General features: G+C 59.6%; 30 protein-coding genes. 11 read left to right on the plus strand and 19 right to left on the minus strand.

The features are described from left to right. Positions 1–72 precede the first annotated feature (72 nt). The 10 genes from DY251_RS03735 to DY251_RS03775 all read right to left on the minus strand — a co-directional run bounded on the left by DY251_RS03735 (position 73) and on the right by DY251_RS03775 (position 6,655). On the minus strand, positions 73–480 hold the full coding sequence (locus DY251_RS03735; RefSeq protein WP_116622526.1) for a DUF3168 domain-containing protein: 408 nt from the start codon (positions 478–480) through the stop codon (positions 73–75). Beyond that, positions 461–628, minus strand: coding sequence for a hypothetical protein (locus DY251_RS21415; protein ID WP_158553215.1), 168 nt, complete (start codon positions 626–628; stop codon positions 461–463). The genes DY251_RS03735 and DY251_RS21415 overlap by 20 nt, the downstream gene beginning before the upstream one ends. Continuing rightward, positions 625–960 carry a phage head closure protein gene (locus tag DY251_RS03740; RefSeq protein ID WP_116622527.1) on the minus strand — a complete coding sequence of 112 codons (336 nt, stop codon included), beginning with the start codon at positions 958–960 and terminating at the stop codon, positions 625–627. Before DY251_RS03740 ends, DY251_RS21415 begins: the two co-directional genes overlap by 4 nt. Beyond that, entirely contained in the window at positions 960–1,529 is a 570-nt protein-coding gene (locus tag DY251_RS03745; RefSeq protein ID WP_116622528.1) for a head-tail connector protein, read from the minus strand. The genes DY251_RS03740 and DY251_RS03745 overlap by 1 nt, the downstream gene beginning before the upstream one ends. Positions 1,530–1,609: 80 nt before the next feature. Next, on the minus strand, positions 1,610–2,851 hold the full coding sequence (locus DY251_RS03750; RefSeq protein ID WP_116622529.1) for a phage major capsid protein: 1,242 nt from the start codon (positions 2,849–2,851) through the stop codon (positions 1,610–1,612). Beyond that, the gene (locus DY251_RS03755; protein WP_425373276.1) at positions 2,842–3,402 is read right to left on the minus strand and encodes an HK97 family phage prohead protease; all 561 of its coding nucleotides are present in this window, start codon (positions 3,400–3,402) and stop codon (positions 2,842–2,844) included. The genes DY251_RS03750 and DY251_RS03755 overlap by 10 nt, the downstream gene beginning before the upstream one ends. An 18-nt stretch (positions 3,403–3,420) precedes the next feature. Next, positions 3,421–3,741 (minus strand): DUF6107 family protein, encoded by a 321-nt coding sequence (locus DY251_RS03760; RefSeq protein ID WP_116622531.1) that lies wholly within the window; start codon positions 3,739–3,741, stop codon positions 3,421–3,423. Positions 3,742–3,768: 27 nt separating this feature from the next. Further along, on the minus strand, positions 3,769–4,929 hold the full coding sequence (locus DY251_RS03765; protein WP_116622532.1) for a phage portal protein: 1,161 nt from the start codon (positions 4,927–4,929) through the stop codon (positions 3,769–3,771). Between the two features lie 24 nt (positions 4,930–4,953). Further along, positions 4,954–6,171 carry a DNA-packaging protein gene (locus tag DY251_RS03770; RefSeq protein ID WP_116622533.1) on the minus strand — a complete coding sequence of 406 codons (1,218 nt, stop codon included), beginning with the start codon at positions 6,169–6,171 and terminating at the stop codon, positions 4,954–4,956. Between the two features lie 7 nt (positions 6,172–6,178). Continuing rightward, positions 6,179–6,655, minus strand: coding sequence for a hypothetical protein (locus DY251_RS03775; RefSeq protein WP_137113451.1), 477 nt, complete (start codon positions 6,653–6,655; stop codon positions 6,179–6,181). A 390-nt stretch (positions 6,656–7,045) separates the two neighbouring features. Between DY251_RS03775 and DY251_RS03780 the strand changes: the two genes are divergently transcribed. From DY251_RS03780 to DY251_RS03790, 3 genes are read left to right on the plus strand one after another with little or no spacing between them, the layout of a single operon-like run. Beyond that, on the plus strand, positions 7,046–9,205 hold the full coding sequence (locus DY251_RS03780; protein WP_116622535.1) for a transglycosylase domain-containing protein: 2,160 nt from the start codon (positions 7,046–7,048) through the stop codon (positions 9,203–9,205). Between the two features lie 8 nt (positions 9,206–9,213). After that, positions 9,214–9,804 (plus strand): DUF1214 domain-containing protein, encoded by a 591-nt coding sequence (locus DY251_RS03785; protein ID WP_116622536.1) that lies wholly within the window; start codon positions 9,214–9,216, stop codon positions 9,802–9,804. Further along, entirely contained in the window at positions 9,797–10,354 is a 558-nt protein-coding gene (locus DY251_RS03790) for a DUF1254 domain-containing protein (RefSeq protein WP_116622537.1), read from the plus strand. The genes DY251_RS03785 and DY251_RS03790 overlap by 8 nt, the downstream gene beginning before the upstream one ends. A gap of 426 nt (positions 10,355–10,780) precedes the next feature. Here the strand turns inward: DY251_RS03790 and DY251_RS21420 are convergent, their stop codons facing one another. Beyond that, positions 10,781–10,951: a hypothetical protein gene (locus tag DY251_RS21420; RefSeq protein WP_158553216.1), complete on the minus strand. Its 171-nt coding sequence runs from the start codon at positions 10,949–10,951 to the stop codon at positions 10,781–10,783. 213 nt (positions 10,952–11,164) lie between these two features. Here DY251_RS21420 and DY251_RS03795 point away from each other — a divergent pair, with 213 nt between their 5' ends. Further along, the gene (locus tag DY251_RS03795; protein ID WP_116622538.1) at positions 11,165–12,025 is read left to right on the plus strand and encodes a DUF2336 domain-containing protein; all 861 of its coding nucleotides are present in this window, start codon (positions 11,165–11,167) and stop codon (positions 12,023–12,025) included. Here DY251_RS03795 and DY251_RS03800 read toward each other — a convergent pair. From DY251_RS03800 to DY251_RS03810, 3 genes are read right to left on the minus strand one after another with little or no spacing between them, the layout of a single operon-like run. Then, positions 12,003–12,347: a DUF1491 family protein gene (locus DY251_RS03800; RefSeq protein ID WP_116622539.1), complete on the minus strand. Its 345-nt coding sequence runs from the start codon at positions 12,345–12,347 to the stop codon at positions 12,003–12,005. The two genes, DY251_RS03795 and DY251_RS03800, sit on opposite strands and share 23 nt — an antisense overlap. A gap of 27 nt (positions 12,348–12,374) precedes the next feature. Then, on the minus strand, positions 12,375–13,133 hold the full coding sequence (locus tag DY251_RS03805; RefSeq protein ID WP_116622540.1) for a peptidoglycan-binding domain-containing protein: 759 nt from the start codon (positions 13,131–13,133) through the stop codon (positions 12,375–12,377). Further along, positions 13,108–14,859, minus strand: coding sequence for a sensor histidine kinase (locus DY251_RS03810; RefSeq protein ID WP_137113450.1), 1,752 nt, complete (start codon positions 14,857–14,859; stop codon positions 13,108–13,110). Before DY251_RS03810 ends, DY251_RS03805 begins: the two co-directional genes overlap by 26 nt. A 361-nt stretch (positions 14,860–15,220) precedes the next feature. On the opposite strand from DY251_RS03810, the gene DY251_RS03815 reads away from it, so the two are divergent. Continuing rightward, on the plus strand, positions 15,221–15,526 hold the full coding sequence (locus DY251_RS03815) for a DUF5330 domain-containing protein (RefSeq protein ID WP_116622542.1): 306 nt from the start codon (positions 15,221–15,223) through the stop codon (positions 15,524–15,526). A 31-nt stretch (positions 15,527–15,557) separates the two neighbouring features. Beyond that, a complete protein-coding gene (locus tag DY251_RS03820) occupies positions 15,558–15,983 on the plus strand; it encodes a SufE family protein (RefSeq protein WP_116622543.1) in 426 nt (141 codons plus the stop codon). A 4-nt stretch (positions 15,984–15,987) separates the two neighbouring features. Here the strand turns inward: DY251_RS03820 and DY251_RS03825 are convergent, their stop codons facing one another. Together DY251_RS03825 and DY251_RS03830 are read right to left on the minus strand one after the other, a co-directional pair. Next, on the minus strand, positions 15,988–16,539 hold the full coding sequence (locus tag DY251_RS03825; protein ID WP_199498781.1) for a DUF6456 domain-containing protein: 552 nt from the start codon (positions 16,537–16,539) through the stop codon (positions 15,988–15,990). 2 nt (positions 16,540–16,541) lie between these two features. Further along, entirely contained in the window at positions 16,542–16,964 is a 423-nt protein-coding gene (locus DY251_RS03830; RefSeq protein ID WP_116622544.1) for a helix-turn-helix domain-containing protein, read from the minus strand. A gap of 201 nt (positions 16,965–17,165) precedes the next feature. Between DY251_RS03830 and DY251_RS03835 the strand changes: the two genes are divergently transcribed. Continuing rightward, on the plus strand, positions 17,166–17,441 hold the full coding sequence (locus tag DY251_RS03835; RefSeq protein WP_116622545.1) for a cytoplasmic protein: 276 nt from the start codon (positions 17,166–17,168) through the stop codon (positions 17,439–17,441). 80 nt (positions 17,442–17,521) lie between these two features. Here DY251_RS03835 and DY251_RS03840 read toward each other — a convergent pair whose 3' ends face one another. The 3 genes from DY251_RS03840 to DY251_RS03850 all read right to left on the minus strand — a co-directional run bounded on the left by DY251_RS03840 (position 17,522) and on the right by DY251_RS03850 (position 19,285). After that, complete coding sequence (locus tag DY251_RS03840; RefSeq protein ID WP_116622546.1) at positions 17,522–17,959, minus strand: Ros/MucR family transcriptional regulator; 438 nt, start codon at positions 17,957–17,959, stop codon at positions 17,522–17,524. Between the two features lie 346 nt (positions 17,960–18,305). Further along, the gene (locus tag DY251_RS03845; protein WP_170971306.1) at positions 18,306–18,848 is read right to left on the minus strand and encodes a copper chaperone PCu(A)C; all 543 of its coding nucleotides are present in this window, start codon (positions 18,846–18,848) and stop codon (positions 18,306–18,308) included. 65 nt (positions 18,849–18,913) lie between these two features. After that, entirely contained in the window at positions 18,914–19,285 is a 372-nt protein-coding gene (locus tag DY251_RS03850) for a hypothetical protein (protein WP_116622547.1), read from the minus strand. A gap of 310 nt (positions 19,286–19,595) precedes the next feature. Here DY251_RS03850 and DY251_RS03855 point away from each other — a divergent pair, with 310 nt between their 5' ends. The 4 genes from DY251_RS03855 to DY251_RS03870 are packed head-to-tail and all read left to right on the plus strand — an operon-like array spanning position 19,596 to position 26,752. Next, positions 19,596–20,660 carry a metallophosphoesterase gene (locus DY251_RS03855; protein WP_245415846.1) on the plus strand — a complete coding sequence of 355 codons (1,065 nt, stop codon included), beginning with the start codon at positions 19,596–19,598 and terminating at the stop codon, positions 20,658–20,660. Positions 20,661–20,675: 15 nt separating this feature from the next. Continuing rightward, positions 20,676–23,294 carry a bifunctional lysylphosphatidylglycerol flippase/synthetase MprF gene (mprF, locus tag DY251_RS03860; protein ID WP_116622549.1) on the plus strand — a complete coding sequence of 873 codons (2,619 nt, stop codon included), beginning with the start codon at positions 20,676–20,678 and terminating at the stop codon, positions 23,292–23,294. Next, positions 23,291–24,607: a virulence factor family protein gene (locus DY251_RS03865; protein WP_116622550.1), complete on the plus strand. Its 1,317-nt coding sequence runs from the start codon at positions 23,291–23,293 to the stop codon at positions 24,605–24,607. Before mprF ends, DY251_RS03865 begins: the two co-directional genes overlap by 4 nt. Positions 24,608–24,646: 39 nt before the next feature. Beyond that, a complete protein-coding gene (locus tag DY251_RS03870; protein ID WP_116622551.1) occupies positions 24,647–26,752 on the plus strand; it encodes a S9 family peptidase in 2,106 nt (701 codons plus the stop codon). Positions 26,753–26,923: the final 171 nt, after the last annotated feature.

The following is a 26,923-nucleotide window of genomic DNA, read 5'->3' on the forward strand; positions in this document are numbered from 1 at the left end:
TCCTTTTTTGGCAAAAATGGTGCTGTCGCCCCGATTCATCGGAGCACCGCAAGGCACTGAATTGGTTTGATTTTAACCCGCTTCGACGACCGCCCTAAAGCGTATCAGCCCGTGATAGACGGATTGATCTTCATCGAACCGCGTTTCGGCAAATTCCTGCCGCAGGTTCACGAGCCTGAACCCGCTCATCGCGAGCGGTTTGTCGTGCAGCAATGTTTCGAGGCGCTGCATAATATCCAGCGTCTCCTGCTTGCCCTTCGCTTTCGACCACACATGCAGCGTGAAAAGATGCTCGGTGCCGATTTCGGTGCCCGTGCTCCAGTCATAAAAGCTGGTGCGCCCGAATGTGACATAGGGAAACGCCACGTCGGACTTGGTGTGATCGAACACCTTTGCGCCGCCAAGCATGGTGGTGAGGGTCGCATCGCCTTGCAGCAGCGCGAACACCGCCTTCTGCAACTCAATCGCGGCGGATGCCATTCACGTCTCCCCTGCTTTCGCGCTGTCGCGCTGGCCTTTGCGGCCTTGCGTCAGCCTGCCCTTGTTCGAGGTCTTCCGCAAGATCATGCGCCTTTGCCCTCAGCGCGCGGATCAAGCCCTGCATGGTCAGCTTCACCGCCAGCTTCAAGCGCCCTTCTCCGAAACGCCGCAAAGCAGATAGCGCCCGCTCTCGTCCGGATCATACACGGTGCGTATCTCAAAAATGCGATTGTCCTTCACCAGCCGCATTCCGCTTTGAATGCCGGCCTGCCAGCGCATCGTAATCTCATGCGTCACGGTTTCGACCGTCTGGTCGGCGGCAAAGCTGCTGAAAGCCTTCACCGGTTCGATCTTGGCAAACAGCTTGGCCGTCTCGTTCCAGTTTTCGGTATACCCGCCCAGCGCGTCATAAACGGTCTGGCATTCCTGCAGGGAAAGCTCCTCACGAAACGCTCCTGGATCAATGTTCAATGTGGTCATCAAAGCCGCCTTTCGACATAGGCTGAAATCATTCGGTCATACCCTGCCGGGTAGGAAACGGGCTGCTCGGACGGGCCGTAGCTCGTGCGGAATTCGTACCAATGCGCCGCCAGCAGTGTGATTGCGCGGCGCAGAATATCCGGCACGTCCGGCCCCGCCTCACCGAAGCCGCAGGCAAAGTCGATCTCCAGCCCATTCATCACGCGCAGGCCGTTAAGCCTGGTTGCAATGACAATCCGCGCCGGGCGCGAGACCGTATCGGCTTGATACTCATCGGCAGATAAGACGTGCGCCGCGCCATCCGCATCGTAGAAAGTCACCGCTGCAACCTCCCGCACCGGATGGCGCGGCAGAAGCACAATGCCGTTCGACGGAACGCGGTCCAGCACCAACCGCCAATCCTGCTCGATCAGCGCCAGCCCTGTCGCGCGTTCCAGATCTTCGCGCGCCGCCCGGATCAGCCCGACCAGAAAATCGTCTTCGCTGGCGTGTCCAAGCCGCAAATATTGTTTGAGTTCGGCGAGCGTAACGGGCTCGGCACCCGGCTCACCTGTTCGGATAGAAGTCACGATTGCTCACCCGTTTGGAAAAGAAAACAGCCCCGGCGGGAGGTGCGCCGAGGCCGCGTGAAATCCCGACAGTGAAACCGTCAGGAAGCTGCGAATTTCATTAGCTTGATCGCATCGAAATCCTGCACGCCGCCGCCCACGCGCTTGGTCGTGTAGAACAGCACATAGGGCTTGGCGGAATACGGATCGCGCAGCACGCGCACGCCCGTGCGGTCAACCACCAGATAGCCGCGGCTGAAATCGCCGAACGCAATCGACGCGGAATTCGCCGCCACATCCGGCATGTCTTCGGCCTCGACGAGCGGAAAGCCCAGCATCGTCGCGCGCTGTCCTGCAACCGCTGGCGGCGCCCACAGATAATTGCCGTCCGCGTCCTTGAATTTGCGGATCAGCGCCTGCGTCTTGCGGTTCATCACCCAGCTTGAATTCTGGCGGTATCCCGCCTTCAACGCGTAAACGAGGTCGATGAGCTTGTCCGACGGATTGCTTGCCGGGAACGCACCCGCCGCGCCCGAAGCGATATAGCCCACCTTGCCCCACTCCCAGGCGCTTTCTGCAACCTGATCGTAGTTCAGCAGACCGCGCGGCTTGTTGGTCCCGTCACCATTGACGAAGGCCGCGCCTTCCTGCGCCGCAAAAGCTGCATCCACCTCGCTTGCGATCCACTGGTCGAGATCGACAACCGAGTCCTCAAGCAGCGCCGAGGTCGCCGCGGGCATTGCGTAAAGTTCCATTGTCGGAAACTGCAACTCAGCCAGCGTTGGCGTATTGGTCTGCGGGCGCGCTGCCGTTTCAGCGACCCAGCCGACCGCAGGTCCACCCACCGCGAACGGCTTTTTCAGCACTGCTGCCGAAACCTGCCGCACAGCCGCAATCGAGCGGATCGGCGATAGGTCTGCCAGTCGTTTGCTCACTTCTGCTTCGGTCTGTGCAGGCACCAGATAGCCGCCATCCTGACCGGAACCGTAGGACATCGCCTTGGCGTCCAGCGCGCGGATCTGGCGGTCGTCGCCGGAGCGCATATACGCCTCGAAGGCTTCCTTGTGCTCGTCCGGCTGAACCGCCCCTGCACCACCCAAACCGGGACGCAGGCCCTTCATCGTCAACGCATCCAGCGCGCGTTTCTGCTCATCCAGCGCTCGTGAAATGCGATCCACCTTTTCGGTCGTCAGCACATCCGCGCCGGAGCGCGTTTCAAGCTGTGCAAGCCGCTCGTCATTTGCCTGCTTGAAGCTTTCGAATGACGTCATGAACGTGCCGAACGCATCGGCCAGTTCACCGCCCTTGTTTTCCGGCGCTCGTTCCGTCTGGTTTATTGCCATGCTTGTCCGTTCCTTTCGTTGAACATGCGGGAGGCTGCGCGCATCTGCGCCGCCAATTGTTTTTCGTCGGGCGCGCCGTCGCGCCCTTTCACCACCGAAACGCGTGCGTTCGGCAGCATCGGAAACGTCACCACCGATATTTCCCAGAGGTCGGCTTCCAGAATCCGGCGCACGCCCCTCGTCTTGTCCGGGTTTGCCCGCACCGTGCGGAAGCCGATGGAAAGCCCGTCCAGCGCGCCCGCCCGCATCAGGCTCAGCACTTCCGCCGCGCGCCCCACGCCCTCCGTCAGCTTGCCCTTCACAAACAGCCCGCGCGTGTCCTCGGCAATGTGTGTCCACACGCCGATGGGCTGGTTCGGGTCGTGCTGAAACAGCATGCGGATGCCATTGGCCCCGCGCCTTGCCAGCGAGCGTGCGAAAGCACCGCGCTCCACCACGTCCTGCGCCAGATCCGTCTCGCCAAACAGGCTTGCATAGCCGCTGAATTCGCCGCGCTCATCCACGCGCGCCAGTGCAAGCTCCACGCGCTTTGTGTCGAGCAGGCGCGCCAAGGCCCTACTGTTCATTGTTCAATCTTCCTTCTTACCGATTTCGGCCTGGAAAAAGCGCAGTGTCAGGCCGAGCCCCCACCACGCGCAAAGGCTTGCGACGGCTGCGCCCGTCAGCATTGTTTCGTTCGCGCCAAGCAGCGCGCCAACGCCCAGTTCGTCGGCGAGTTTCACGCCCACCGTCCCGCCGAACACCAGCCCGCACGCCACGCCAACGAAGAACCTCAGCGCCGCCTCGCGCCGTCCGCGCGGCAGAATGTAGGCGAGCGAGATTGCGGAGCCAGCCACAGCGCCGGCTCCTTTCACGGCCCATTCCAGAGCCGCGTCAGGCATTTGCTGCATTTCGATTTTTTCCTTGAAATAGAGCGGCTATCCGCTCACGCCGTATCCAACCGCCGTGCGCTTCTCGTCGTCGGTCAGAAAATCCGCAGCGCTTACGCGCGCCCACAGCGCATCGCGTTCGGCGGCCAGTCCTTCGATGCCATCGGCATCGAACCAGAGCCGCACATTGTCGCCGTAGAGCGGCGCGAGCCAAGCCGATAGATCACGCATTGTCCGCGCTATCAGTGGCAGAATCGTCAGCCGATAAAACGCGCGATTGGCTTCCTGATAGTTGGAATATGTGCTGTCGCCGGGAATACCCAGCAGCATGGGCGGAACACCAAACGCCAGCGCGATATCCCGGCTGGCCGAATGTTTCGCCTCGACGAAGTCCATGTCTTTCGGCGTCAGTGCCATGGGCTTCCAGTCCAGCCCGCCTTCCAGCAGCAACGGCCTGCCCGCGCGCGCCGGGCCGGAATAGCCCTCTTCCAGCTCCGTTTTCAGCCGGTCGAACTGCTCCCCGGAAAGATTGCCGCCATCCTTCGGCGCATACACCAATGCGCCGGAAGGCCGTGCCGAATTGTCGAGCAGCCCCTTGTTCCAGCGCGCCGCCGCGGCATGAGTATCCAGCGCGACCAGCGCAGCCTCAAGTGGCGCAAATCCATAGTGATCGTCGAGCGGGTGAAACAGGCTCAAATGCACCGCCCCGCCGCCCGGATCGAGCCCGAGCGAAACGCGGCGCTTCTTCGCGCCTTCGCGATGTTCAAGCGCGGTTGGCCAGCCGCTGGAATCCGAGATCACCATAACCCGGTCGGGCCGCAGCAAATGCAGTTCGCGCGCTTGCGGCCCGACCTCGATCAATTCCAGATAAGCATTTCCTGAAAGCAGCAAATGCCCGTAAAGCGCCTCGAAAAACGTCCCGCCCGCCTGTCGCGGATTTGGCCGCGCGAGCAGGTCCAGCAGCGGGTGCGCGTTCAGTTCCGCCTCGCCTTCAAACGCCAGCAACGGCACCGCTGCCACCGCCTCGCAGATCATCCGCACTGCGCGATGCGCCACCGGATTTCCCATGAACCCCGCGCGCGCCAGCGAGGCATAATCCCGGCGTGTCCACCGCGCCTCTCCTTGCGTTTGCAGCGTCACAAATCCATACGCGTCCTTACGTTCAAGGCGCGCGCGATTCCCCCGCGACCAGGGCCATTTCCAATCCATCAGCAATCCTCTTGAATATGTCGATCAGCCGAAATCGCGAATGCGCGGTTCGCCCAATGCGCGTGGCAAAAGATCGGTCACGGCCCACACCAGCGCATCCAGCCTGTCCGGCGAATGCCCATCCGAAAGCCCGTTCGGGCCGAAATCGCACATCTCGTCTTCCAGTTCGGGAAAGCGCCCCGCATGGCGCACCAGCCCTTGCGCATAAAGTGCTGCCACCGGCTCGGCCCGCAGCCATTTTCCGCGCTGCGCCCGCACATCCTTCACCGCAACACTTGCATCGACCGTGCGGATCACCGCCGCGACCATATCGCCGCCTTGATTGACCTCCGCCACGATGCAATCCGCTGCCAGCCGATGATAAAGCGCAACCGCGCGCGCCGCCCATTCGGTCGGCTTCAGTCCGCGCACGCTTTCATCCGCCAGCACGACAACGCGACCGCCATCCGCAATTCCTGCCGCCACGATTCCACACGCGTCAGACGTTTTGCGCGAACCCGCAGGCGGATCGACCGCCACCACGATCCTTTGCAATTCCGGCATGTCTGCCAGATATGCGCCCTCGATGCCCGCGCGCGTCCACAGCGCGTCCTCGCGATCTTCGATAAGTTCGCCGTCAAGCTCCTGCCGTCCCAGCCGCGTCCCGGCATATCGCCCTTCCAGCGCTGCAATGAACCCTTCTGCCAAATTCTCCGCATTGTCCCGCGTCGAATAGCGATCCACCTCAAATGCCGGATCACCCATCAGCCGCTTGATCAGCGAAGTCGGCTTCGGCGTCGTTGTAATCAGTTGCTTCGGCCTCTGGCCCAGCCTCAGGCCGAATTGCAGCATGTCGAAGCAATGTTCGGCATTCTTCCACTTCGCAGCCTCGTCGCACCACGCGGCCATGAATTGCGGCCCGCGCAAACTCTCCGGGTCTTCCGACGAAAACACATAAGCCACCGCGCCCGACGCCCATAAAAGCCGCCGCCGTGTCGGCTCATATCGCGGGCGGTCACATCGCGCGACAGAGCGTATCCCAGACGGCCCGTCGATCATCACTTCGCGCACGTCGCCCAGCGTTTCCCCCACCAGCGCAATGCGTCCATTCGGCCTTCCCGCTTCTGCGATTGGCGGAAGCCCGCAGGCCTGCGCGATAGTCCATTCCGCGCCGAGCCGCGTCTTGCCTGAACCGCGCCCGCCCAGCACGAGCCAGTTGTCCGGCACGCCGAGCGCACGATAGCGCCCCGGCAGGCAGGTCATCAGCCATTCATTTTCGATTGCGTTCGCCGTTTCCCCCAGATTTGCCCGCAGCCATGTCAGCTGCGAGTTCTTTGGCAAGGCTGACGATCCGTCTGTTGATCCGGTCGAGCATCTGCGCGAGGTCTTCGTTCTGCCGCAAGGCGTTGTCTCGGATGAGTTCATCTGGGCTCAAAATCTCGATCAGTTTTTCGGTGACGCGCACTGCCGAATTGAGTGCATCCATCTCGGATTTATCCAGCGCGTCGCCATGTTCTGAGATGCGCAGCATTTCTTCCACGCGCCGCGCGATAGAGGCCGAAGCCTTTCTCAATTTTGCGACGGTGCGATCATCCTCCCCGGACAACCTCCATCCGTGGAGTTGCGCCTGCTTGCGGATGGAGTTCAGCGAACGACCCGTCGCATCGGCCAATTGTTCGAGCGAAACGCCATTAAACTCGACAAGCTGGCGCTGCGCTCGCTCTCGCGCGCGGTTCCATTGTGGCAATGCCATCTCCGATTAATGTAGGTTTGTTGCGTCGGCCAGCTTGCGCTGACACTCCTCATCCGCCTGCCTGCACCTTCTACCGCGAGGGGAGAAGGTGCAGGCAGGCGGATGAAAGGTAATGAGTGAAAGCCATAGCGGCATTCAATCCACACCATCCGGAGACGCTGTAGATTGCGCATTCGGCCCGCGCCGCTCACACTTTTCTGACGATAGATAAATCCTACCAAACCACCGTCACGGTGTCAAGGATTATTTTCCTATTATTTTTTCATTGCTCGACAACGCCCCGTCACACACGAATTGTTAAAGGCTCTTCGGTCTTTTTGGTTTGGTTTGCGGGCGCATTCAGCCTATATCCATTAGCGGCCCTTGGCGGGGGATGCCGGAGTTATGTTCAGACGGGAGGGAAAGACCAAGCTTAAAGCGCCGCGTGCTGGTCTGGCGCTGGCGGTTGATGCTTGGCTTGATTCGGCTGTCTATTCGGTCGGTTTCCGCCTTCGCGATTTCTGGGAAAGTATCACGATTTTCTTCCGCCGTTTCCGCGTGCGCGGTTGGCGGCGGGCGCTTGTCGAGCTTGGCTCCGAGGCCATGACGATGGGTGCCGGTGGCGCTATCGTTATGCTGGCGCTTGCCATGCCTGCCTTTGAGGAAACCAAGGGCGACTGGCGCAATCACGGCGACTTCGCCGTCACCTTCACTGACCGCTACGGCAATGAGATCGGCCAGCGCGGAATCATCCAGCGTGATTCGGTGCCTGTCGACAAAATGCCGGGCTTCGTCGTCAACGCTGTGCTGGCCACGGAGGACCGCCGCTTCTTCGATCATTACGGCATTGATTTCATCGGCCTTGCACGCGCCATGAACGAAAACGTTCGCGCGAACTCAGTTGTTCAGGGCGGCTCCACGCTGACCCAGCAGCTTGCGAAGAATCTCTTCCTCAGCAATGAGCGCACCGTCGAGCGCAAGGTGAAGGAAGCTTTCCTGTCGGTCTGGCTTGAGATGAACCTCTCCAAGAAGGAGATTCTCCAGCTCTATCTCGACCGCGCCTATATGGGCGGTGGCACGTTCGGCATCACCGCAGCGGCAGATTTCTATTTCAGCAAGCAGGTCAAGGATCTCACGCTGGCTGAGGCCGCCATGCTTGCGGGTCTGTTCAAGGCTCCGGCGAAATATGCGCCGCACATAAACCTTCCGGCAGCGCGCGCCCGCGCCAATGAAGTGCTGACCAACATGGTTCAGGGCGGATTCCTCACCGAAGGCCAGGTGCTTTCGGCGCGCCTCCACCCTGCCGACATCATCGACCGCGGCGACCTGAAAGCACCGGATTATTTCCTCGATTGGGCGTTTGATGAAGCCAAGCGCATCGCCCAAAAATACGGCATTCACTCGATGGTCGCGCGCACCACTGCCGACATCAACATCCAGCGCGCCGCCGAAGAAGCGGTTGAGTTTCACCTTCGCCAATATGGCAAGGACTACCGCGTCACCGAAGGCGCCGTCGTGGTCATGGAAACGAACGGCGCTGTTCGCGCCATTGTCGGCGGGCGGGATTATGGCGCGAGCCAGTTCAACCGCGCCACCAAGGCCGAGCGGCAGGTCGGCTCCTCCTTCAAGCCTTATGTCTATGCCGCGGCGATGGAAGCGGGCATGACCCCTGAAACGGTGGTGTCGGATGGTCCTGTCTCCTGGGGCAACTGGACGCCGAAGAACTACGGACGCTCCTTCTCAGGTCGCGTCACGCTGGCCAGCGCGCTTGCGCGGTCTATCAATACGGTCCCTGTGCGGCTCGCCAAGGAAAAGCTCGGCATTGATCCCATAGTGAAGCTCACTTACGACATGGGCGTGGAATCAAAGCTAAATGAGCATAAGACGATGGTGCTTGGCACGTCGGGCATGACGGTTATGGATCAGGCGACCGGCTATAACACCTTCGCTGATGGTGGCTATTCCGGCGTGCGCTACGGCATCACGCAATTGCGCACGCGCTCCGGCGACGTGTTTTACGATCACGGACGCGATGCGCCTGCCCCGCGCCGCGTTCTCACCGATCAATCCGTGGCTTACATGAACAGTATGCTTGCGGGCGTAAATGATGCGGGAACAGGTCGCCGCGCCTCCATGCCGTTGATCCGCTCCGCTGGTAAAACCGGCACTACTCAATCCTATCGCGATGCGTGGTATGTTGGCTTCACGGGCAATTACACAGCCGCCGTCTGGCTCGGCAATGATGACTTCACGCCGACCAAGGAGATGACGGGCGGCTCCCTGCCCGCCATGACATGGAACCGGCTGATGACTCACATCCACCAGAACATCGACCTGAAGCCTATCCCCGGCCTGGAAAATCCGTTTGTCGATCCGGCAATCATCGCCAAGGCGAAGGAGGAAGCGGCTCACACCGAAACGGCGGACGGCCCGCCCGCGCCAGACCTCGACGCCCCCCGCGTCCTGTCCGCCGACACGGCGCGCGTGCTGCGCCAGATGGCGGACCGCTTCGCGGGCGCCGAGCAGCTTGAAGCGCCCGCCCCTGCGGCTCTCACCGCGCTTTAGGGTCGTTTATGATCCGCACCGCGTTGCTTATTCTGCTGACATTGGCAGTCGCCATTTGTGGCGGTGCAGCAAGCGTTGCATTCGTTATGGATCGAGACATCAAACTCGGCGCTGCCCGCGTCGGCTCGTGGACCGCCTATCCTGACTCAGGCTCTGTCACCGCCGATCCTTATGCGCTGGCGGAAGCTGCCGTCGAAGGCACTCTGTCGCTCGGGCGCTCGGAAGGACTCAGCTTTTCCGCACAGAGCGACGATAACGGCAACGCATTGCGCGCAGAGTGTGTCTATCGTCTCACCGGCGAAACACCGCTGGCGCGATTCTGGACGCTCCGCTCGGAACCTTACGAATATCTCGACGCAATTCGCGTGGCCACCGCTCCGGCGCACGGCACCTTACAATCGCGTTCCGTCATTCGTGGCGAAGACAACAACATCGAGATTACCATCGGCCCCAAGCCCGCGCCGGGCAACTGGCTGCGCACCGAAGGCGAAGGCCGCACGCGTCTGGTGCTGACCATTTACGACTCGCTCACTCAGGGTGGGCCGATGGCGGAAACCATGCAAATGCCGTCCATCACGCAGGTTGCCTGCAATGGGTAAGGCAGCAGCTTTCCGCATCGGTCATGCCGTCCTGCTCGGCCTTTTGGGCGCGGCGATCCTGCACATCATCATTCTGTTGCTATTGCCGGAAATCTCTAACCGAAGCGCATGGTCGCGCATGGCCGAGGCCGCTGATCTTTATCAGCCGCTCCCCCTGCGCAACAATCTGCCCGGCACGGCGCGCGACGCAAATCGCGATCCTCTCTTTCGCTCCGTTGCCTGCCGGTTCGATCTGACTGATGGCCTGCTGCGCGTGCAAGCTGCCGGCGCTGTGCCGTATTGGTCTGCGTCGGTCTATGACCGCGCGGGCAAGAATCTCTACAGCTTCAACGACCGCAGCGCCCGCGACAAGGCGCTGGACATTGTGGTGCTCACGCCCGCGCAAATGCTCGAAGTGCGCAAGGAAGTGCCTGAAGAGCTCGGCCAGTCCGTCTTTGTCGAATCTTCGGAAGAGGAAGGCGTCACGGTAATCCGCGCATTCATTCCCGACGAGAGTTGGGGACCGTCCGTCGACGCATTCCTTGATTCGCTCCGCTGCCAACCGCAGTAGCGCGCCTCAACGCAACGTCTCTTCATCATTCTCGGACTACCCCTTGCAGCCTCATACTCTTTCGTCACCCTCGAGCTTGTCCCGAGGGTCTGCTACGATCGAATTTGATAACCTGCAGATCCTCGGGACAAGCCCGAGGATGACGGCAGAGAATGGATTTTGGCGCACAACCATTCGCCGAACCCAACAACCTCAATGCGCGGGTTTTTGCACCGCTGCGCACTGCGTTTCGTCTATTTTGTCTGCCGCCTGCGCTGCCCAGCGGCCTGTCGGCCCCTCGTAGCCTCATACCCTTTCGTCACCCTCGAGCTTGTCCCGAGGGTCTGCTACGATCGAATTTGATAACCTGCAGATCCTCGGGACAAGCCCGAGGATGACGGCAGAGAATGGATTTTGGCGCACAACCATTCGCCGTACCCAACAACCTCAATGCGCGGGTTTTTGCACCGCTGCGCACTGCGTTTCGTCTGTTTTGTCTTCCGCTTTGATCCGCTCGTAGCGTACGCCGGGAAAAATGATCACCGGAGCGAGTTCGCCAGCTTTCTGGCGCTGACTGGATGCCGAAGTCCTCGGCACGAATGAGAGTACCATGCCCATGATGCGTTATCCGATCTTCAAAGATACGGAGCACTTTACGCAACGCCTCCTTTTCCAATTCAGCAGCAAACTCGGTTAACACAGTGCTAACAAATTCGACCTATTTTGAATTTTGTGTACCGGCATCTGTCCGGTTGAGTTTTGAGTTCGTGATCGGGCGTATTCCGGGTGCAGTCTTCCTCCTCCGATCTAAGGCCATTCGCGCATGCGCAGATGTCGCGTGCGGACCGTCTGCTGCGCGCGGCGGTGTCCGGCTATTGCGCGCTCACGCGTCCGCGTAAATTCGACGCGCAACAGCTTCAGGATCTTGCGCTTCCGCTCATTGGCCGCGCCTCGCGTGAAACCTTGCGCTACGTCGCTGCCGCGCTGTCAAAATGCGAGACTGAGCCGCCGGAACTGGTGCGCGAGCTTGCCCGCATGTCCATCGACATCGCCGCTCCGCTGCTCACCCATTCCACGAGCCTCACCGATACAGACCTCATCATTCTGATCGGCGCGCATGGCATCGGTCACGCACGCGCCATTGCACGGCGCAGCAGTCTTCACCCGTCCATTTCTCAGCTGATCCGGTTAATCGAGATGCGCCATCCTTCGACAGCAAAGACCAGCCCGGCTGAGCCCGTGCCCGAAAAGCCTCAATCAACGACCGCCGAACGTCTGGAGCAAGCGCGCGAAAAGCTGCGCCTCATCATGCTCGCCGCAGGAACGTGGCCCACCGCTACCGAAGCGGACATCAAGCTAAGCTATGAAAAGCTGCGCGACACGGTCCTCAAGGGTGGCGGTACGCGATTCGTTGCGGTGCTTTCCGACAGCCTCGGCGTCAGCCGCGAAACGGCATGGATCATCGCTACCGACGCCAGCGGCGAAAAGCTCGCAATGGCGTTTCGCGCCATCGGCCTTTCCGAAGAGCGCGCCTACCTATTGCTATCGGCGCTGCTTCCACAGCGCTTTCCAGATGCCGAGCACATTGCCGAATTTCTGGAGCACTATCGCGATTCGACGCTCGATTCGGCAGGTCGTCGGCTTGAACGCTGGCAGACCACGCCTGCGCTCAGATCTGCTCGATCAGTATAAATTCGGAAGCGTCTTTCTTGCCCGGCTCCAGTTCGACCACCCATAGGTCAGGGTCGAAACGCTCCTCCTTCGCAATCCGCGCTTCGATCTTTTCTGCGCTGTCCTGCAGGACAAGCTGGAACCGACGGTCTTGCGGCTTGCCCGTGTCATAGCTGGCTTGCGGCGCGGGGCCATAAAGTGCCGCCTCCCCCATCCGGTTGCGCGTAACCACGAAAATCGCGCCCGCTTCCGTTGCGCCGCGTTTCAGCACGGCAGCAAAGCCACCAGCGCTGAACACTCGCCGCACAACAGCGGCAACCCACAGTTCTGAAGTAATTCTCATATGCCGCTCATAGGCGAAGCAAAGCGGTCAGTCGATCAGATGTTCGGCCTTCATCTTGCGATAAACAGCCTCATCCGGCTCGCCCGTTTGCGGTAGGCCGAACAGCGCCTGAAATTCCTTGATTCCCGCCCGCGTCTTTGCGCCCATGCGGCCATCGGCATCGATACCCTCATTGCCGAATGCCTTCAGGCCCGTCTGAATTCTTGCCAGCAGCGCCGTCGCGTCCGGCGCAGGCGCTGGCGGCTCGATCGAGCCGGTAATGTCGGCAATGCCGAGTTCTTTCAGCAGTTTTTCATCAACGTGCCCGGAAACCGTAAAGCCCATTTTCTGCTGATAGGCCGAGATCGCCGCCGATGTATTCGGCCCCGCCAAACCATCGACATCGCCTTGATAATATCCGAGCTGCTTCAGCACTGCCTGCACAGACTGCAACTGCGCATCGCCTTTCGGCACACTGCGCGGCACATCCGCTGGCCGCGCTTGTGGCAGCGGCGTTTCCGGCCGCTCAAGACGAATAGTCGTCTCCGGCTCGTTCGTCTGATTGCGGCTACTTACAACGAAACTATCGAACGAACGCGTGGAAAACAGCGGCGAAGTATGCGCATGCGGCTGATACCAAAGCGCATTGGCCGAAACGAATGACAGTGCAATCAGGAACGCGGTCGTGCCGCCAACCAGTGCCGGGTTATTCGACATGAAGCTGCCAACAGCCTGCATGCCCTGAACGACAACGCCGTCATGCGGGGCTGCTGCGCGCTTCTTACGCGGTTTTGCGGAACGCGCCATGATCCAACCCGTTTCTCAAAATCTGCACTTCGGCCTGCCCCGGCTCTCCTGCCTGATGCGTCTTCGGAATGCTCACGATAGCAGTCGTACCCGCCCCGACTTCGCTTTCAATAGTTAGGGAACCGCCATGCAGCTGCGCAAGACCCTTGACGAGCGCAAGACCCAGCCCGGTGCCGTCGCCGCGCCGCGCATAGTCATCGCCCGCCTGCACGAAAGCCTGCCCCAGACGCGCAATGTCCTGGGGCGCGATGCCAACGCCCGTATCCTTGACCCAGATGCGCACGGCGCTCCCATCGTCAGATGCGCCAATCGCAACCGTGCCGCCTTCCGGCGTAAACTTCACCGCATTGGAAAGCAGGTTGATGAGGATCTGCCGGATCGCCCGCACATCGGCGTCAATCTCGCCAATCGCCGGATCGATCTGCACATCGATGGCAATATCCTTGCGTTCTGCTTGCACCGAAATCATCGAAAGCGAGGTGCTCACCGTCGCGCCCAGATTGAATGGCTCGCGGATAATCGAATAGGCGCCAAGCTCGATCTTGGAAACGTCGAGGATCGCGTTCACCACACCGAGCAGATGATTTCCCGCTTCGCTAATCAGCGCAACGTGTTCCTTTTGCCGCGGGTCGGCAAAGCGCCCGTAAAGCTCATGCGTCAGCATGTCGGAAAAGCCGATGATAGCATTCAGCGGTGTGCGCAGCTCGTGGCTCACCGCCGCGAGGAAACTCGCCTTGGAAAGTTCGGCCTGCGCCGCGCGCTCTTCGCTCAACTCGACGCGGGCGTTCAGTTCGCTCACGTCCTGCGCCTCGCGGAAAATCGCGATCACGCCCGTCTCGTCGCTGGGCAGCCGCACAAATTCCGCGCTGAACCACTCATAAACGCCCGCAAGCGATTCGCTGTTTTCGGCTGGCAGGCGCACGCGCATATCCAGTTGACGGTTCTTCGCGCCGTTGCGCAGGTCCGACAGCGCGCACATATAGGCAACCCGATCTGCAACATGCACTCGATCAAACAGCCCCTGCTGCAACAGCAGTTCCGGCGGCAAGCGCATCAGGTCGCGCGTCTTTTCCGTAACATCCGAAACCTCGCCCGTCACCGTCAGGCGCAGCACGGCCGCGTCCAGCGCTTCGGCAAGCTCGAAGCTTGTCGCGCCGTTGCTCTCGCTGCTTTCCGATTTCATCAGCCGCGCCGCAATGGTCATTCCGTAGATCATGACCGGCAGCCACAGCGTCGCGCTCGCGCCGCCTGCTCCAGCCACCGGCACCAATGTTGAAGCTACAACCGCACCGACTGCCGCAATTACACCGACAAGAATCGCACGCTCGCTGCGCCACACCCACCAGGGCTCAAACACCAGCGCCAGCGCCAGCACGGCCATTGGCGAAGCAAGTCCGCCACCAAGCGCGATCAATCCGCCAGCCAGAACCGCCGCACCCGCAAGCGACAGCGCGCCGATCAGCTTTTCCTTGCCGTAAGAAGCAACGAAAAGCCCGGCCAGCCAGCAAGCTCCGAAAATCAGGAAATTCGCAACGGCCAGAGTAGCCGGGCCATCGACCTGCGAAAGCGTCAGCGCTGTGGCGCTAACGGCCACTGCCGGTGCTGCGATAAGCGTTTGGGTCATGCGCAGGCGCACGCCGACGCCTTCCGCAGTCAGCCCTGCGGTATCGACCAGCCTGCGGCACCCTTCCGTGGCGGAGGCGCACAACGCCCTGAGTTTTACCAATACGCTATTCAACGCAACGCAACCTTGTCCGACTTTGCGGATCGTTTATTTGCCGTGACACTCGCATTCGGGGTTTAAGGAAAGGATAAAGCGAGCGCAGTTTCGCGACCTTGTGATCCTCGTTTTCGGCGAGAATTACTGCAGCCCCACCACTTCGCCCCACATGGTAAACGGACCGTGTGCAAATCGCCTGCGTGCAAGCTCCCGCTCATCCACCTGCCGGCACCTTCTCCCGCAAGGGGGAAGGCAGAAAACTGAGATGTCTCACCTGTTTCTCGCCTCGAATGATTCTCTTAAGAAAATTCGTTGAAAATTGTCGGGTCTTGCGCTGCGACCTGTTTGCGGCAGTTGGAGTTCGGTGATGTTTTTCCTGTTGCGCCTTTTGTTCTGGTTCGCGCTCGTGCTGTATTTCCTGCCCATTGGTGTGCAACTGACCTATCGCGGCCACACCATCAATATCAGCGAAGCCACCAAGGAATCCGGCAAGACCGTCAAGGACATTGTGGGCTTGTGCAGCCGCAACCCCGACCTGTGCAACATGGGCACCAACGCGCTTAGCGTTGTCAGCGAGCAGACCCGCAAAACCGTGACCCCTGAAAATCATCCCCGCCCGGATGCGCCGGTAGTTCCAATCCCAACCGAGAGGCCGAAGCAAATTAGGCCGTGACTGGCGCACGCGCCCACCCTATATCGTGCGCATGACGAGCATCGAAGCCATCCGTGACGATTTTACCTTCCTCGACGAGTGGGAGGACCGCTATCGTTATGTCATCGAACTTGGCGAAGCCCTGCCGGATTTTCCGACCGCCGCCCAGACTGACGCGAACAAGGTTCCGGGTTGTGTCAGCCAGGTCTGGCTTCTCACTGAATTCGGCAACGGCAACGATCCCGAAATCACCTACACCGGCACGTCCGACGCGCATATCGTGCGCGGCCTTGTCGCAATTTTGCTCGCCGCTTTCTCCGGTAAACATGCCAGCGAAATTATGGCTACCGACGCCGAAGCCCTGCTGCGCGACCTTGGGCTGGACGAGCACCTGACCCCGCAGCGCTCCAACGGATTGCGCTCGATGGTTCGACGCATCAAACGAGACGCCGAACTCGCCTTGGCCAAAGCAGGCTGAAAAATCAGCCCGCAATCGACGGCTTGTAACCAGCCGCGCCCCAATGCTGGATGTTCCCCGTCGGGCGCGTCCGTGGCGGCTCATAGTGTCGCGACAGCGCACCGAGCGCTGCCTTGAGCACAATCTTTGCGGATCGCGCGGGCCACAGCCGTTCCGCTTCCACCACTTCAAGCCCTTTCAGGAAACAGCACACATCGATGAGCACGCCCGACAATTCAGGGCCCACCGCCACGATTGCTTTTTCCACCCGCATTCGCGCCGCAAGCGCCGTCTCGGTGAGTTCCGCAACACCGCCGCCACGCCGTCCCGACGAAACACGCGCCTCCCAATTCGCACCCAGCCGAGGCATCATCTGCCCGCGCGTGTAGTCACTGCGCAGCCGCTCGCCCGCGCGCACCTCGATCTCATTCAGGAAGCTTTTGCCCTGCTTGTCCTTGCGCTTGGCAATTTGGCCCAATGGCGATTCATTGAGGTTTATCGCTAGTTCGCCATCCGCGCCGGCTCGCATCTCAATGTCGCGATGCTGCGCGCCAAACCGATCACCTGCTCTGTCCAAGCTCAGCCCTCCAGCCTGTCGGCCAGAGCCGCAGCAGTCACTCGCTCGGCGCGCACGATCATTTGATCGAACTCGATATCGTCGCGCTGGTCCTCAACCTGGTGGCAAGCATAAAGCACCGTCGTGCGTTCGCGGTCGAAACCAAGCCCGACCTCCTTCATCGAAAGCCGCATCACGACATGCGCCACATACATGGCGATCTGTCGAACCTGCGCGATCGACTGGCTGGTCCGGTGCGGCGAGCGCAGTTCTTTGCTCGGCACGTTGAACAGCGCCGAAATAATCTCGATAATATTGCCGCAAAGCTCGATTGCGCGCTCCTGTGATCGGCGCAATCGTCTTTGCCCGATGTCTTTCAGAAAGCTGTCCAGTTCAAAGCTCTCAGTGGGCTGAAACAACGTTTGTTGGATGGCGAGGCTCTTCATTCCGTTACCCTCAATATAGGAATTCGTTCTTATATTAGGTAATCGTCACATGTGGAGAAGCGCGGCAAAAATGCTGTGTGGAACTTTTGTATCGCTTTGTTTTTACGTAACTTTTTTGACGCATCTACTGGTTGAAAGCCAAAGTTTTCCACACCCTTCGGCGCACCGCCACTCTGCGCTTCCGCAAAAGGAGGCGATCAGATGCAGGAACTTGCGAAGGAAGCACACGCTTTTAGTGCGAAGAATACGGTGGCAATTGCGGACGCGCAGCAGCGCGTGGCGTTGCAGATTCTGTGCGGCATAAATTTTGACGAAGCTTTGGCCGCGTCAGGCGACCAACACGCCGCGCTCATGCAACGACTTGAAAGAGCTTTGAAGGTCGAGCGCCTGAAGGGCCTCAAGCGCCATTGGAGCTACGATCTCAATCGCCACATCGCGCTGAAGCAAGCGTTGGACCGGCTTCGCGATACCGCCTAAAATGACAAAAGCGCCGCATGATACGGCGCTTTCAATCCTCGCAAATGGGTTTGCGTTACGCCTCGAAGGCGCGGCGCAAATTAGCTTCTGCTGCGACTCTTCCGCTTGCGGCCCAACCCCATCTTCTTCGCAAGCTGCGAACGAGCTGCGGCGTAGTTCGGGGCAACCATCGGATAATTCGCGTCCAGACCCCACTTTTCCCGATACTGTTCAGGCGTCAGACTATAGTGAGTCATGATGTGGCGCTTGAGCGACTTGAACTTCTTACCATCCTCAAGGCAGATGATATATTCATCATGCACCGAGCGCTTGGGGTTCACCGCCGGCTTCTGCTTGTCCACTGCGATCTGCGGTTCGGGAAGCGTCCCTACCCGGCCGAGCGCCGCATGAACTTCCGCGATAAGCGCAGGCAGTTCCGAAGCTGGCACCGAATTATTACTTACATAAGCCGACACCACATCAGCCGTTAATTCAATCAACATCTCGCCGCCACGAGACGAAGCATCTGAATGTTCCATTGTTCAGATTTCCTGTTTAGTTCACGAGATACGTTTCAGTTAATCTGATGGCCATGGCCGTCAGACATTTGCCCGAGATTATGTCGAATCGCATCTTCAACCTCGTAGTTCCCCGTTACGCTAAAATATCAAGGGGATCAATGTTCTACTTTGCCGGAACACGAAGTTGTTTATCAGTTTTCACGTATTCACAAATACTAATTGAATCATCGTTACAACAGTTGCAATGTCTTGCAGATGCGCAAAGTAATCTGAAAATAGACACTACCTGCACAACCTAATTCGCAACTGTTGCGTGCGCCAACGATTGGGCAGCGTGCGTAGCGCTGCCCAACCGCGCATGGAACTAGCCGCCGTGTGCGTTGTGATCCATGGTTTCGCCCATCGCCTCCACAGCGAACTCGACATCAACCTTGCCGGCCTTTTCAAAGGTCAGGCTACCCTTGAATCGCGTGCCTTCCTTCACTGGCTGCGTGATACCCATAAACATCAGATGGTATCCGCCGGGCTTGAGCTCGACCGATGCACCAGCTGGAATTTCGACGCCGTCCGGCAGGCCGCGCATCGTCATCACGCCATTTGAATCGACGGACATCTCATGGATTTCGCCTTTGGGTGCAATTTCGGCTTCCACTGAAACGAGCCGGTCGGCTTCGCTGCCCTCATTCTTCAGCGTCAGATATCCGACCGCCACCTTTGCGCCCGCAGGCGTTGCTCGCGACCACGGATGATGAATGTTGATCGTCCCGGCCTTGTATTCATGTGCAGAAAGCTCCTGCACCGCCACAAACAGCAGCATTGCCGTCACCGCAACGACGCCGAAAATCTGCTGAGTTAAGCGAGAGTAAAATAGAAAATGGCGCGCTGCGCCGCGTGAATAGTGTTGCATTTATTTGCTCCAATCTGGTGCCCATCAGGGCGAAATCTGAAAAACGCGCTTGCGCGCTGCTGCATTCAGATTGCCAGTGGAGGCGCACGCGGATTCGCCTGCTCATTGTTCGCAAGCAAATTGGTCCTGATATTTCGGTCATCGCCAAACGGTGCGGCTATCTCGCGAAAATGGACCAGAACTTCCGAGGCACTTTGCGGATCGAGCGCCGGGGCCACCCAGCTGCTGCACGCAGCCGTGCAACAGTCGGATTGCTTGCTGTGGTCGCTGTCGTGCTGCCCGCCGCTGGCAACATCATTGTTGAGGCATAGCGGGTTGCCGAAAGCATCGAGCATCGGAATCGAGTGGTCGGCCCAGGCACTTCCCAGTGTCTGGAGCACGAAAACAATCGCTGCGACGAGCGCAAACGCGACCTGTCTTCTTTGTGCAAAAGCCAACAATCGACCTCTCTTTCGAAGGTGCTTCTATCAACAGAGTGTCGAACTAGAAAGGGTGGCGAAGCTTATTTGCAAATTACATGAAATTAACTTGCGAGCGGATTCGCGCGGCACTAGCTCCTTCGCAAAATCCGCAAACCCGCCCGGAGCCGTTCTCGTTGTCAAAAAACGTCCAAATTCAGATAGTTTGAATAACTCACCATTCGTGGCGCAAATCAGCGCCGTACCAATATAAATACAGTGAGGCGCGGCGTTCATGCCCGACCGCTCAGGTTCAACGACCCGATTCCCCATTTCTCGCCGTGTTTTCATGGCTGGCAGCGGTGCGTTTCTACTTTTGCGGCCGTCCAGTGCCTCCCGCGCGGCAGACGAAAAAGTCACTTTCATCTTCATTGCGGATGTTCACGCTTGCCGCATGGGTGCGGGATTGAGCCCAAATTGTCAGCAGGAAGGCAAGACCGATGCGAATCTGTTGCGACACATTCGCGCGCTGAACGATCTGGAATACAAGCATTGGCCCGAGGTCATCGATGGCAATCCGACAGGGCTTGCCAATGCTGGCAAGCTTATCGGTAGACCGCGCGGTGTGGTTGTCGGCGGCGATATGACTGACGATGGCGGCGGCCAGACGGCCGAGCGCGATGAAGGAACGCAGATACTTCAGTTCAGCCATCGTTACCGCGAAGGTACAGGGCCGGATATGGTGCACGTGCCGGTCTATTCCGGCCTGGGCAATCATGATCTCGATCAGGATGGCCGCCCGCCAGACACTGAGTGGTATCGCGACGAATTGCGCGATTATGTGCGGTTCAATCACGAAAACAGCGTGTTTTTCAAACCGCCCGTGCCTGCGGCGAATTTCGACCCGCTCAGCGATTGCTACTCATGGGATTGGGGGCCGCTGCACCTCGTGCAATTGCATCGTTTCGGCGGCGACACGCGCAAAGGCGCGGTCAGCGCCCTGCCCTGGCTCAAGCAGGATCTTGCGACCAATGCCGCCAACGGCAAGCCGGTCGTGCTATTCCAGCATTATGGCTGGGATCCCTTCTCCACCGAGCGTTGGGATCCAGCTAAATCCACCTTCGACGATACGGGACACGGCAAGCCCCATTGGTGGACACAGCAAGAGCAGCAGGCGCTGCTAGATACGATTACCGGTGCAAATGTCATTGGCATCTTCCACGGCCATGAACACGACACACCTATGATCTACCGCACTGGCAACATCGACTTGTTCAAGCCGATTGCCTCCTTCAAAGGTGGCTTTGCGCTGGCCGAACTGGAAGCCAAACGCTTCTCGGTCGTTCTGGGCCAGGCTTTCGATGAGTTCGGCGGCGTAAAATTCACCAACGCTTTCCAGAAAGCTAGTAGCTAACCACTTTCAAAAATCATGAACGAAACAGAAATCGACATCGAGCACCAGCCGGTCGGCAATGCCTTTGCGCGCGCCATCGACCGCATATTGGAACCCCAAATTCTTGGGCCGGTTATAGGCACTATCGCGGTTGCCATCGCGCTTTTCGTGATCCACGAAATCAGCGGCAAGATTCACCTGAATCATATTGGCGAGGCCATCGCAGCCACTTCCGCCGAAACCGTCATTCCGGCGCTGTTTTTCACCATGATTTCGTTCGGTGCGCTGGCGCTTTACGATGTGCTGGCCGTGCGCCGCATTGCGCCGGGGCGCGTCCCCGCCAAAATCGCGGTCATGGCGGGCATGGTCGGCTACGGCTTTTCAAATGCCATCGGCTTCCATGTTTTTGTCGGCGGCCCGGTGCGCTATCGCATTTATCAGGCCGCCGGTCTGGATGCCTCTGATGTGGGGCGAATCGTCGGCACATCGCTCATCACATTCACTGGCGGTCTGCTGACGGTTCTCGGCGTTGCGCTCCTGCTCGATCCAACAGGCGTGCCTGCGCTTCAAATGCTCACGCCCGTTGCGGATCGTGTGTTGGGCGGCGCTATTCTCGCCTTTCTAGCCATCTGCCTTTTCTGGTTATCCCGCGGCTTGCACAACGTCTCGCTGTTGGGCTGGCGCTTTCCCTTGCCATCGGCTGGCAGCGCGCTTGCGCAAATCCTCATCGGCGCGTTGGATATAGCTGCCGCAGCGGCCGCGCTTTACATTCTGCTGCCGTCGGATGTCGTGCCCAGTTTCGTCGTATTCCTCGTGCTGTTCGTTGCGGCAATACTTGCCACGATCATCAGCCACGCACCCGGCGGCCTGGGCGTCATGGAAGCGACCATCCTGCTCGGCCTTGGCGCCGGTGCGCGTCCTGATGTCGTCGCCGCTCTGGTGGTCTATCGCATCATTTACTATCTGCTGCCGCTCTCGCTCTCGGCCATCGCATTGCTGACGTTCGAGACGTATCGCGCGCGCTCGACAGTCTCGACCCTTGCGGGGCGCACCTTTCGGCTCACGCGCCGAATAGTTCCCCCTATCGCGACAACGCTCGTTCTCGGCGGCGGCATGGTGCTGCTGTTTTCCGGCAGCACGCCCGCCATCGGCGACCGCACAGACATTCTGAGCGACATTCTCCCCCTGCCCTTTGCAGAAGCGTCACACCTTCTCGCCAGCATCACCGGCGTTCTGCTCATTGTCATAGCGCGCGGGCTGTTTCGGCGTCTCGCTTTGGCTCGCATCGCGGCCATCGTGCTGTTGTTGTCCGGCGCGGCCTTCTCGCTGCTCAAGGGTCTGGATTGGGAAGAAGCCCTTATTTTGAGCGCCGTCGCTGCCATTCTTTACGCCTACCGCAGCGCCTTTTATCGCAAGGGTGACTGGCGTTCCTTCCGGCCGGACATCACCTGGCTCGCCTTGATGGCAATCGTGGTCGGCGCGTTCACGCTGGTCGGCTTCCTTGCCTATCGTCACGTCGAATACCAGTCGGACATGTGGTGGGATTTCGCCTGGGATGCAGACGCCCCGCGCTTCATGCGCGCCACCGTCGCAATCGCAATCGTAGCAGCTGCCATCGCCGTCGATGCGCTTATGCACCGCCCCGCGCCTGCGCCGAAAAACATCACGCAGCCCGTCCCGGATGCGGTGCGCACCGTGCTGGAAACATCGGCGGGCACCAATGGCTGCGTCGCGCTGCTTGGCGATAAGTCCTTCATGGTTTCGCCAAACGGCACAGCCTTCCTGATGTATGCCGTGTCAGGCCGCAGCTGGATCACGATGGGCGATCCGGTCGGCGATCCCGGCCCCAGTCGTGGCCTGCTTTGGCGCTTTGTCGAAGCCGCAGATCGTGCTGGCGCTCGTCCCGTCTTTTATTCTGTCCAGCCGGAATATCTCACCACCTATCTGGACATGAACCTCGCCATTCTAAAAATCGGCGAAAATGCCCGCATCCCCCTCACCGACTTTTCGCTGGCTGGTGCTGCGCGTCAGCCGCTGCGTTATGCCGAGGGTCGCGCTACGCGTGAAGGTCTGGTCTATTCGGTCATTCCGAAGGCAGACGTCCCTGCAGCCCTGCCGGAGCTGCGCGCGGTGTCCGACGAATGGCTTGAACAAAAGCAGGGCAAAGAAAAAGGCTTCTCGCTGGGCTATTTCGACGACGCCTATATGAGCGAGTTCGATTGCGCCGTTCTAAAGAAAGACGACAAGATCGTCGCTTTCGCCAATCTCTGGCGCAGTGGCGATCATGACGAATTTTCCGTCGATCTGATGCGCTATAAATCCGGCACCTCGAAAGTCCTGATGGAAGCCTTCTTCGCGCATCTGCTGCTTTATGGTCGGGACGAAGGCTATAAATGGTTTAACCTTGGCGCCGCCCCGCTCGCCGGACTTTCCGACCATCCTCTTGCGTCAACGTGGAATCGCGTCGGCACGTTCATCTACAAGCGCGGCGACGAATTCTACAATTTCGAGGGGCTGCGTGCCTTCAAGCAAAAGTTCGATCCGGTCTGGACCCCGCAATATATGGCTTGCCCTCGTGGCCTTGCCATGCCCCAAGTCCTGCTCGACGTGACAACGCTGATCTCCGGCGGCCCTATGGGAATCTTCAAGAGATGAAGTTGAAATTGGCTATTTTCATGGGGCTCGCGGCCATCATGCCTATCGCAGCACAAGCAAATGACACCGCCGTTTCCAGCGGTCGCCTTGAGAACGTGCGTCTCCTCGCCCCGCAAGACGACCCGAAGGCGATGGTCATCTATTTCTCCGACAGTTCCGGCTGGACGAGCAAGGACGACACCATCGTCAGCACCCTGCGTGACGATGGCGACGTCGTGCTCGGCGTGGATCTCGGCGTATATGCCGCCGCGCTGGACAAGTCCGATGGCGAATGCCTCTACGTCGTGGGCGAGTTGACCGATCTCGCGCAAGTCGCACAGCGCACGCTCGATATTCAGACCTATCTGCCGCCCATTCTGGTTGGCATCGGCGAGGGTGCGACCTTCGCCTATGCAGCGCTGGCCGATGCACCGCCAAATACGCTCGGCGGCGCGGTCGCGTCCGGTTTCGCCAATCGCCTGACGACCCGCCTGCCCTTCTGCCCCGGCTCGACCGCGACAAAAACGGCGGATGGCAAGTCGTTTTCCTATGCCTTCGACATTACCATGCCTGAAGCCGCCACCATCTATGTGCCCGAAGATCAGGTCGATGCCATACAGGCAGCAGCCGAAAAGCAGGATCAGATCACCGTCGACGCACTCGACATCGACACGCCGGAAAACCAGATCGTCGATGCTGTGAACAATCTGGCCGACAACCTTGAACCTTTCGGCAAGCTGCCCGCCGTCGATCTCCCCGCAACCACGAAACCGAAAGCCGTCGCGATTCTCATTTCCGGCGATGGCGGCTGGCGTGACCTCGACAAGACGATGGGCGAATGGCTCTCGACACAGGGCGTGCACGTCGTCGGCCTCGATTCGCTGCATTACTTCTGGTCAAAGCGCAAGCCGGAAGAACTTGCCACCGACATAGCCGCGTTGGTGAAGGACGCCGACCCGACCCAAAAGCTGCCGGTCATGCTGATTGGCTATTCCTTCGGCGCGGATGTCATTCCGTTCGCGTGGCCGCTGCTTTCCGCCGACCTTCAGGACCGCACCAAAGTTCTGGCGCTGCTCGCGCCGAGCCTCTCAACCTCGTTTCAGGTAACGATTTCCGGCTGGCTGGGAATTGACGACAGTGACCGTCGCATTGCCCCCGCAATCGCCGCATTGCCCAAAGACAAAGTCACATGCATTTACGGCAAGGACGACGCTGACGAGACTGCCTGCACCGATCCAGCCATTGCAAAGTCCACTGTCATCGAAACCGATGGCGGCCACCATTTCGACGGCGATTACACTACCATCGCCCAACGCTTCCTCGACCGTCTCTGACGGTATATCCCGTTACTGAATCCTATTTTGCGAGATATCATGGCCAAGAAGTCGATTTTTTCCAAAGCCAAGCCACCTCTGGCAGTCGAGCGCCGCGTCGAAGACACGCGCCACGGCATCACCCGCGTCGATGAATTTGCATGGATGCGCGCTGACAATTGGCAGGAAGTATTCCGTGATCCCTCCGTTCTCGACCCCGAGATCCGCACGCATCTGGAGGCGGAAAACGCCTATCAGGCCAAGCTCATGCGCGACACGCGGGCGCTGCAAAAGGCGCTGTTCGCCGATATGAAGGGCCGCATCAAGGAAGACGATTCCTCCGTCCCGATGGAAGATGGCCCGTTCGCCTACGGCACGTCTTACGTCACCGGCGGCCAGCAGCCGCGTTATTTCCGCAAGCCGCGCAAGGGCGGCAAGGAAGAAATCATTCTCGACGGCGACAAGGAAGCTCGCAAGAAGCCTTATTTCCGCATCGGCGGCGTCGGTCACTCCAATGATCACAAGAGCCTGCTCTGGGCGTTCGACGACAAGGGCTCGGAGTTCTTCGCCCTACGCGTGCGCGACCTCGCTACCGGCAAGGACAGCCCGGAAACAGTCAGCGACACGGGCGGCGGCGGCACGTGGGATGCAAACGACAATGGCTTTTTCTACACCCGCGTCGATGCCAATCACCGCCCTTCGAAAATCTTTTATCACGCGCTCGGCACGCCCGAATCCGAGGACTGGCTCGTTTACGAAGAGAAAGACCCCGGTTATTTCGCGAGCGTGGGCGGCACGCGCCGCAACGACTGGATCATGATTTCTGTCAACGATCACGAGACGACCGAATACCGCCTTCTCGATGCCCGTAAGCCCAGCTCGAAGCCCAGGCTCGTCGTGCGCCGCAAGACCGGCGTGCAATATGATCTTGAGGAAGGCGGCGACATTTTCTTCATCCTCACCAACGCCGATGGCGCCAAGGATTTCAAGATCATGACCGCGCCGGTTGAGGATCCGATTCAAGCGAATTGGAAGGAACTCATTCCGCATGAACCGGGCCGTTTGATCCTGTCCGTTACCGGCTTTGCCAATTTCATGGTCCGTCTCGAACGCAAGGATGGCCTGCCGCGCATCGTCATTCGCGACCGCGCCAGCGGCGAAGAACACACCATCGCGTTTGACGAGGAAGCCTATTCGCTCGGTCTTGGCGGTTCTTACGAATACGACACCGACACGCTGCGCTTCACCTATTCGTCCATGACGACGCCGACACAGGTGTTCGACTACGACATGCGCACGCGCAAGCGGAAGCTGCGCAAGACGCAGGAGGTGCCCTCCGGCCACAAAATCCGCGACTACGTGACCCGCCGCCTTATGGCCACCGCGCCGGATGGCGTGCAGGTGCCTGTCTCGATCCTGCACCGTCGCGGCCTCAAGCTCGATGGCTCCGCGCCTTGCCTGCTCTACGGCTACGGTGCGTATGGCATGAGCATTCCCGCCTCGTTCAACACCAATGCCCTGTCGCTGGTGGATCGCGGTTTCGTCTACGCTATCGCTCATGTGCGCGGCGGCAAGGATCGCGGCTATCAATGGTATGAGGACGGCAAGCGCGACAAGAAGGAGAACACCTTCCACGATTTCATCGCCGTCGCGAAGCATCTCGTCACCGAGAAATTCACCTCGCATGATCGTATCGTTGCGCAGGGCGGTTCGGCGGGCGGCATGTTGATGGGCGCAATCGCCAACATGGCCCCCGACGCGTTTGGCGCGATCATCGCGGAAGTGCCGTTCGTGGACGTACTCACCACCATGCTTGATGACACGTTGCCGCTCACCCCGCCCGAATGGCCGGAATGGGGCAATCCGATCAAGTCGAAGAAGGATTACAAGACAATCGCCGCCTACTCGCCTTACGACAACGTGGCCGGTCATCCTTATCCGCCGATCCTCGCGGTTGCCGGGCTCACCGACCCGCGTGTGACCTATTGGGAGCCGGCCAAATGGGTCGCCCGCCTGCGCGCGCGCAAAATGAGCGACAATCCCGTGCTGCTGAAAATCAACATGGACGCCGGGCACGCCGGCGCCTCCGGCCGCTTCTCACGGCTGGAAGAAGTCGCGTTCAATTATGCATTTGCGTTGAAGACGACCGGGAAAGCGGAGTTGTAAGGCTCAACGCATTCTTCCTTCCCCGTTTACGTGGGGTGAAGAGTGCTTAGCGCAGCAAACGAAAAGCCCCAGAATGGGCTTTTCGAGCGATGAACGCCCCGCAGCCATGGCGAAGGGCTGTGGCCCGAAGGATCGGGTGAGGGGCAGCGCCTCGCAACTTCTTCAGCGTTC

Origin of the sequence: Mesorhizobium denitrificans, assembly GCF_003403035.1 — a bacterium.
In the GTDB taxonomy this organism is placed as follows: Bacteria; Pseudomonadota; Alphaproteobacteria; order Rhizobiales; family Rhizobiaceae; genus Mesorhizobium_G; species Mesorhizobium_G denitrificans.

Bases quoted from the DNA above. Each gene is read 5' to 3' on its own strand.
- DY251_RS03795 (WP_116622538.1), top strand. From the start codon at position 11,165: ATGTCGCGTGCGGACCGTCTGCTGCGCGCGGCGGTGTCCGGCTATTGC.
- DY251_RS03855 (WP_245415846.1), top strand. From the start codon at position 19,596: ATGGCTGGCAGCGGTGCGTTTCTACTTTTGCGGCCGTCCAGTGCCTCC.
- DY251_RS03780 (WP_116622535.1), top strand. From the start codon at position 7,046: ATGTTCAGACGGGAGGGAAAGACCAAGCTTAAAGCGCCGCGTGCTGGT.
- DY251_RS03840 (WP_116622546.1), bottom strand. From the start codon at position 17,959: ATGGAACATTCAGATGCTTCGTCTCGTGGCGGCGAGATGTTGATTGAA.
- DY251_RS03815 (WP_116622542.1), top strand. From the start codon at position 15,221: ATGTTTTTCCTGTTGCGCCTTTTGTTCTGGTTCGCGCTCGTGCTGTAT.
- mprF (WP_116622549.1), top strand. From the start codon at position 20,676: ATGAACGAAACAGAAATCGACATCGAGCACCAGCCGGTCGGCAATGCC.
- DY251_RS03865 (WP_116622550.1), top strand. From the start codon at position 23,291: ATGAAGTTGAAATTGGCTATTTTCATGGGGCTCGCGGCCATCATGCCT.
- DY251_RS03760 (WP_116622531.1), bottom strand. From the start codon at position 3,741: ATGCAGCAAATGCCTGACGCGGCTCTGGAATGGGCCGTGAAAGGAGCC.
- DY251_RS03830 (WP_116622544.1), bottom strand. From the start codon at position 16,964: ATGAAGAGCCTCGCCATCCAACAAACGTTGTTTCAGCCCACTGAGAGC.
- DY251_RS03820 (WP_116622543.1), top strand. From the start codon at position 15,558: ATGACGAGCATCGAAGCCATCCGTGACGATTTTACCTTCCTCGACGAG.
- DY251_RS03785 (WP_116622536.1), top strand. From the start codon at position 9,214: ATGATCCGCACCGCGTTGCTTATTCTGCTGACATTGGCAGTCGCCATT.
- DY251_RS03750 (WP_116622529.1), bottom strand. From the start codon at position 2,851: ATGGCAATAAACCAGACGGAACGAGCGCCGGAAAACAAGGGCGGTGAA.
- DY251_RS03740 (WP_116622527.1), bottom strand. From the start codon at position 960: ATGACCACATTGAACATTGATCCAGGAGCGTTTCGTGAGGAGCTTTCC.
- DY251_RS03805 (WP_116622540.1), bottom strand. From the start codon at position 13,133: ATGGCGCGTTCCGCAAAACCGCGTAAGAAGCGCGCAGCAGCCCCGCAT.
- DY251_RS03835 (WP_116622545.1), top strand. From the start codon at position 17,166: ATGCAGGAACTTGCGAAGGAAGCACACGCTTTTAGTGCGAAGAATACG.
- DY251_RS03790 (WP_116622537.1), top strand. From the start codon at position 9,797: ATGGGTAAGGCAGCAGCTTTCCGCATCGGTCATGCCGTCCTGCTCGGC.
- DY251_RS21420 (WP_158553216.1), bottom strand. From the start codon at position 10,951: ATGGGCATGGTACTCTCATTCGTGCCGAGGACTTCGGCATCCAGTCAG.
- DY251_RS03765 (WP_116622532.1), bottom strand. From the start codon at position 4,929: ATGGATTGGAAATGGCCCTGGTCGCGGGGGAATCGCGCGCGCCTTGAA.
- DY251_RS03770 (WP_116622533.1), bottom strand. From the start codon at position 6,171: ATGACCTGCCTGCCGGGGCGCTATCGTGCGCTCGGCGTGCCGGACAAC.
- DY251_RS03735 (WP_116622526.1), bottom strand. From the start codon at position 480: ATGGCATCCGCCGCGATTGAGTTGCAGAAGGCGGTGTTCGCGCTGCTG.
- DY251_RS03800 (WP_116622539.1), bottom strand. From the start codon at position 12,347: ATGAGAATTACTTCAGAACTGTGGGTTGCCGCTGTTGTGCGGCGAGTG.
- DY251_RS03845 (WP_170971306.1), bottom strand. From the start codon at position 18,848: ATGCAACACTATTCACGCGGCGCAGCGCGCCATTTTCTATTTTACTCT.
- DY251_RS03870 (WP_116622551.1), top strand. From the start codon at position 24,647: ATGGCCAAGAAGTCGATTTTTTCCAAAGCCAAGCCACCTCTGGCAGTC.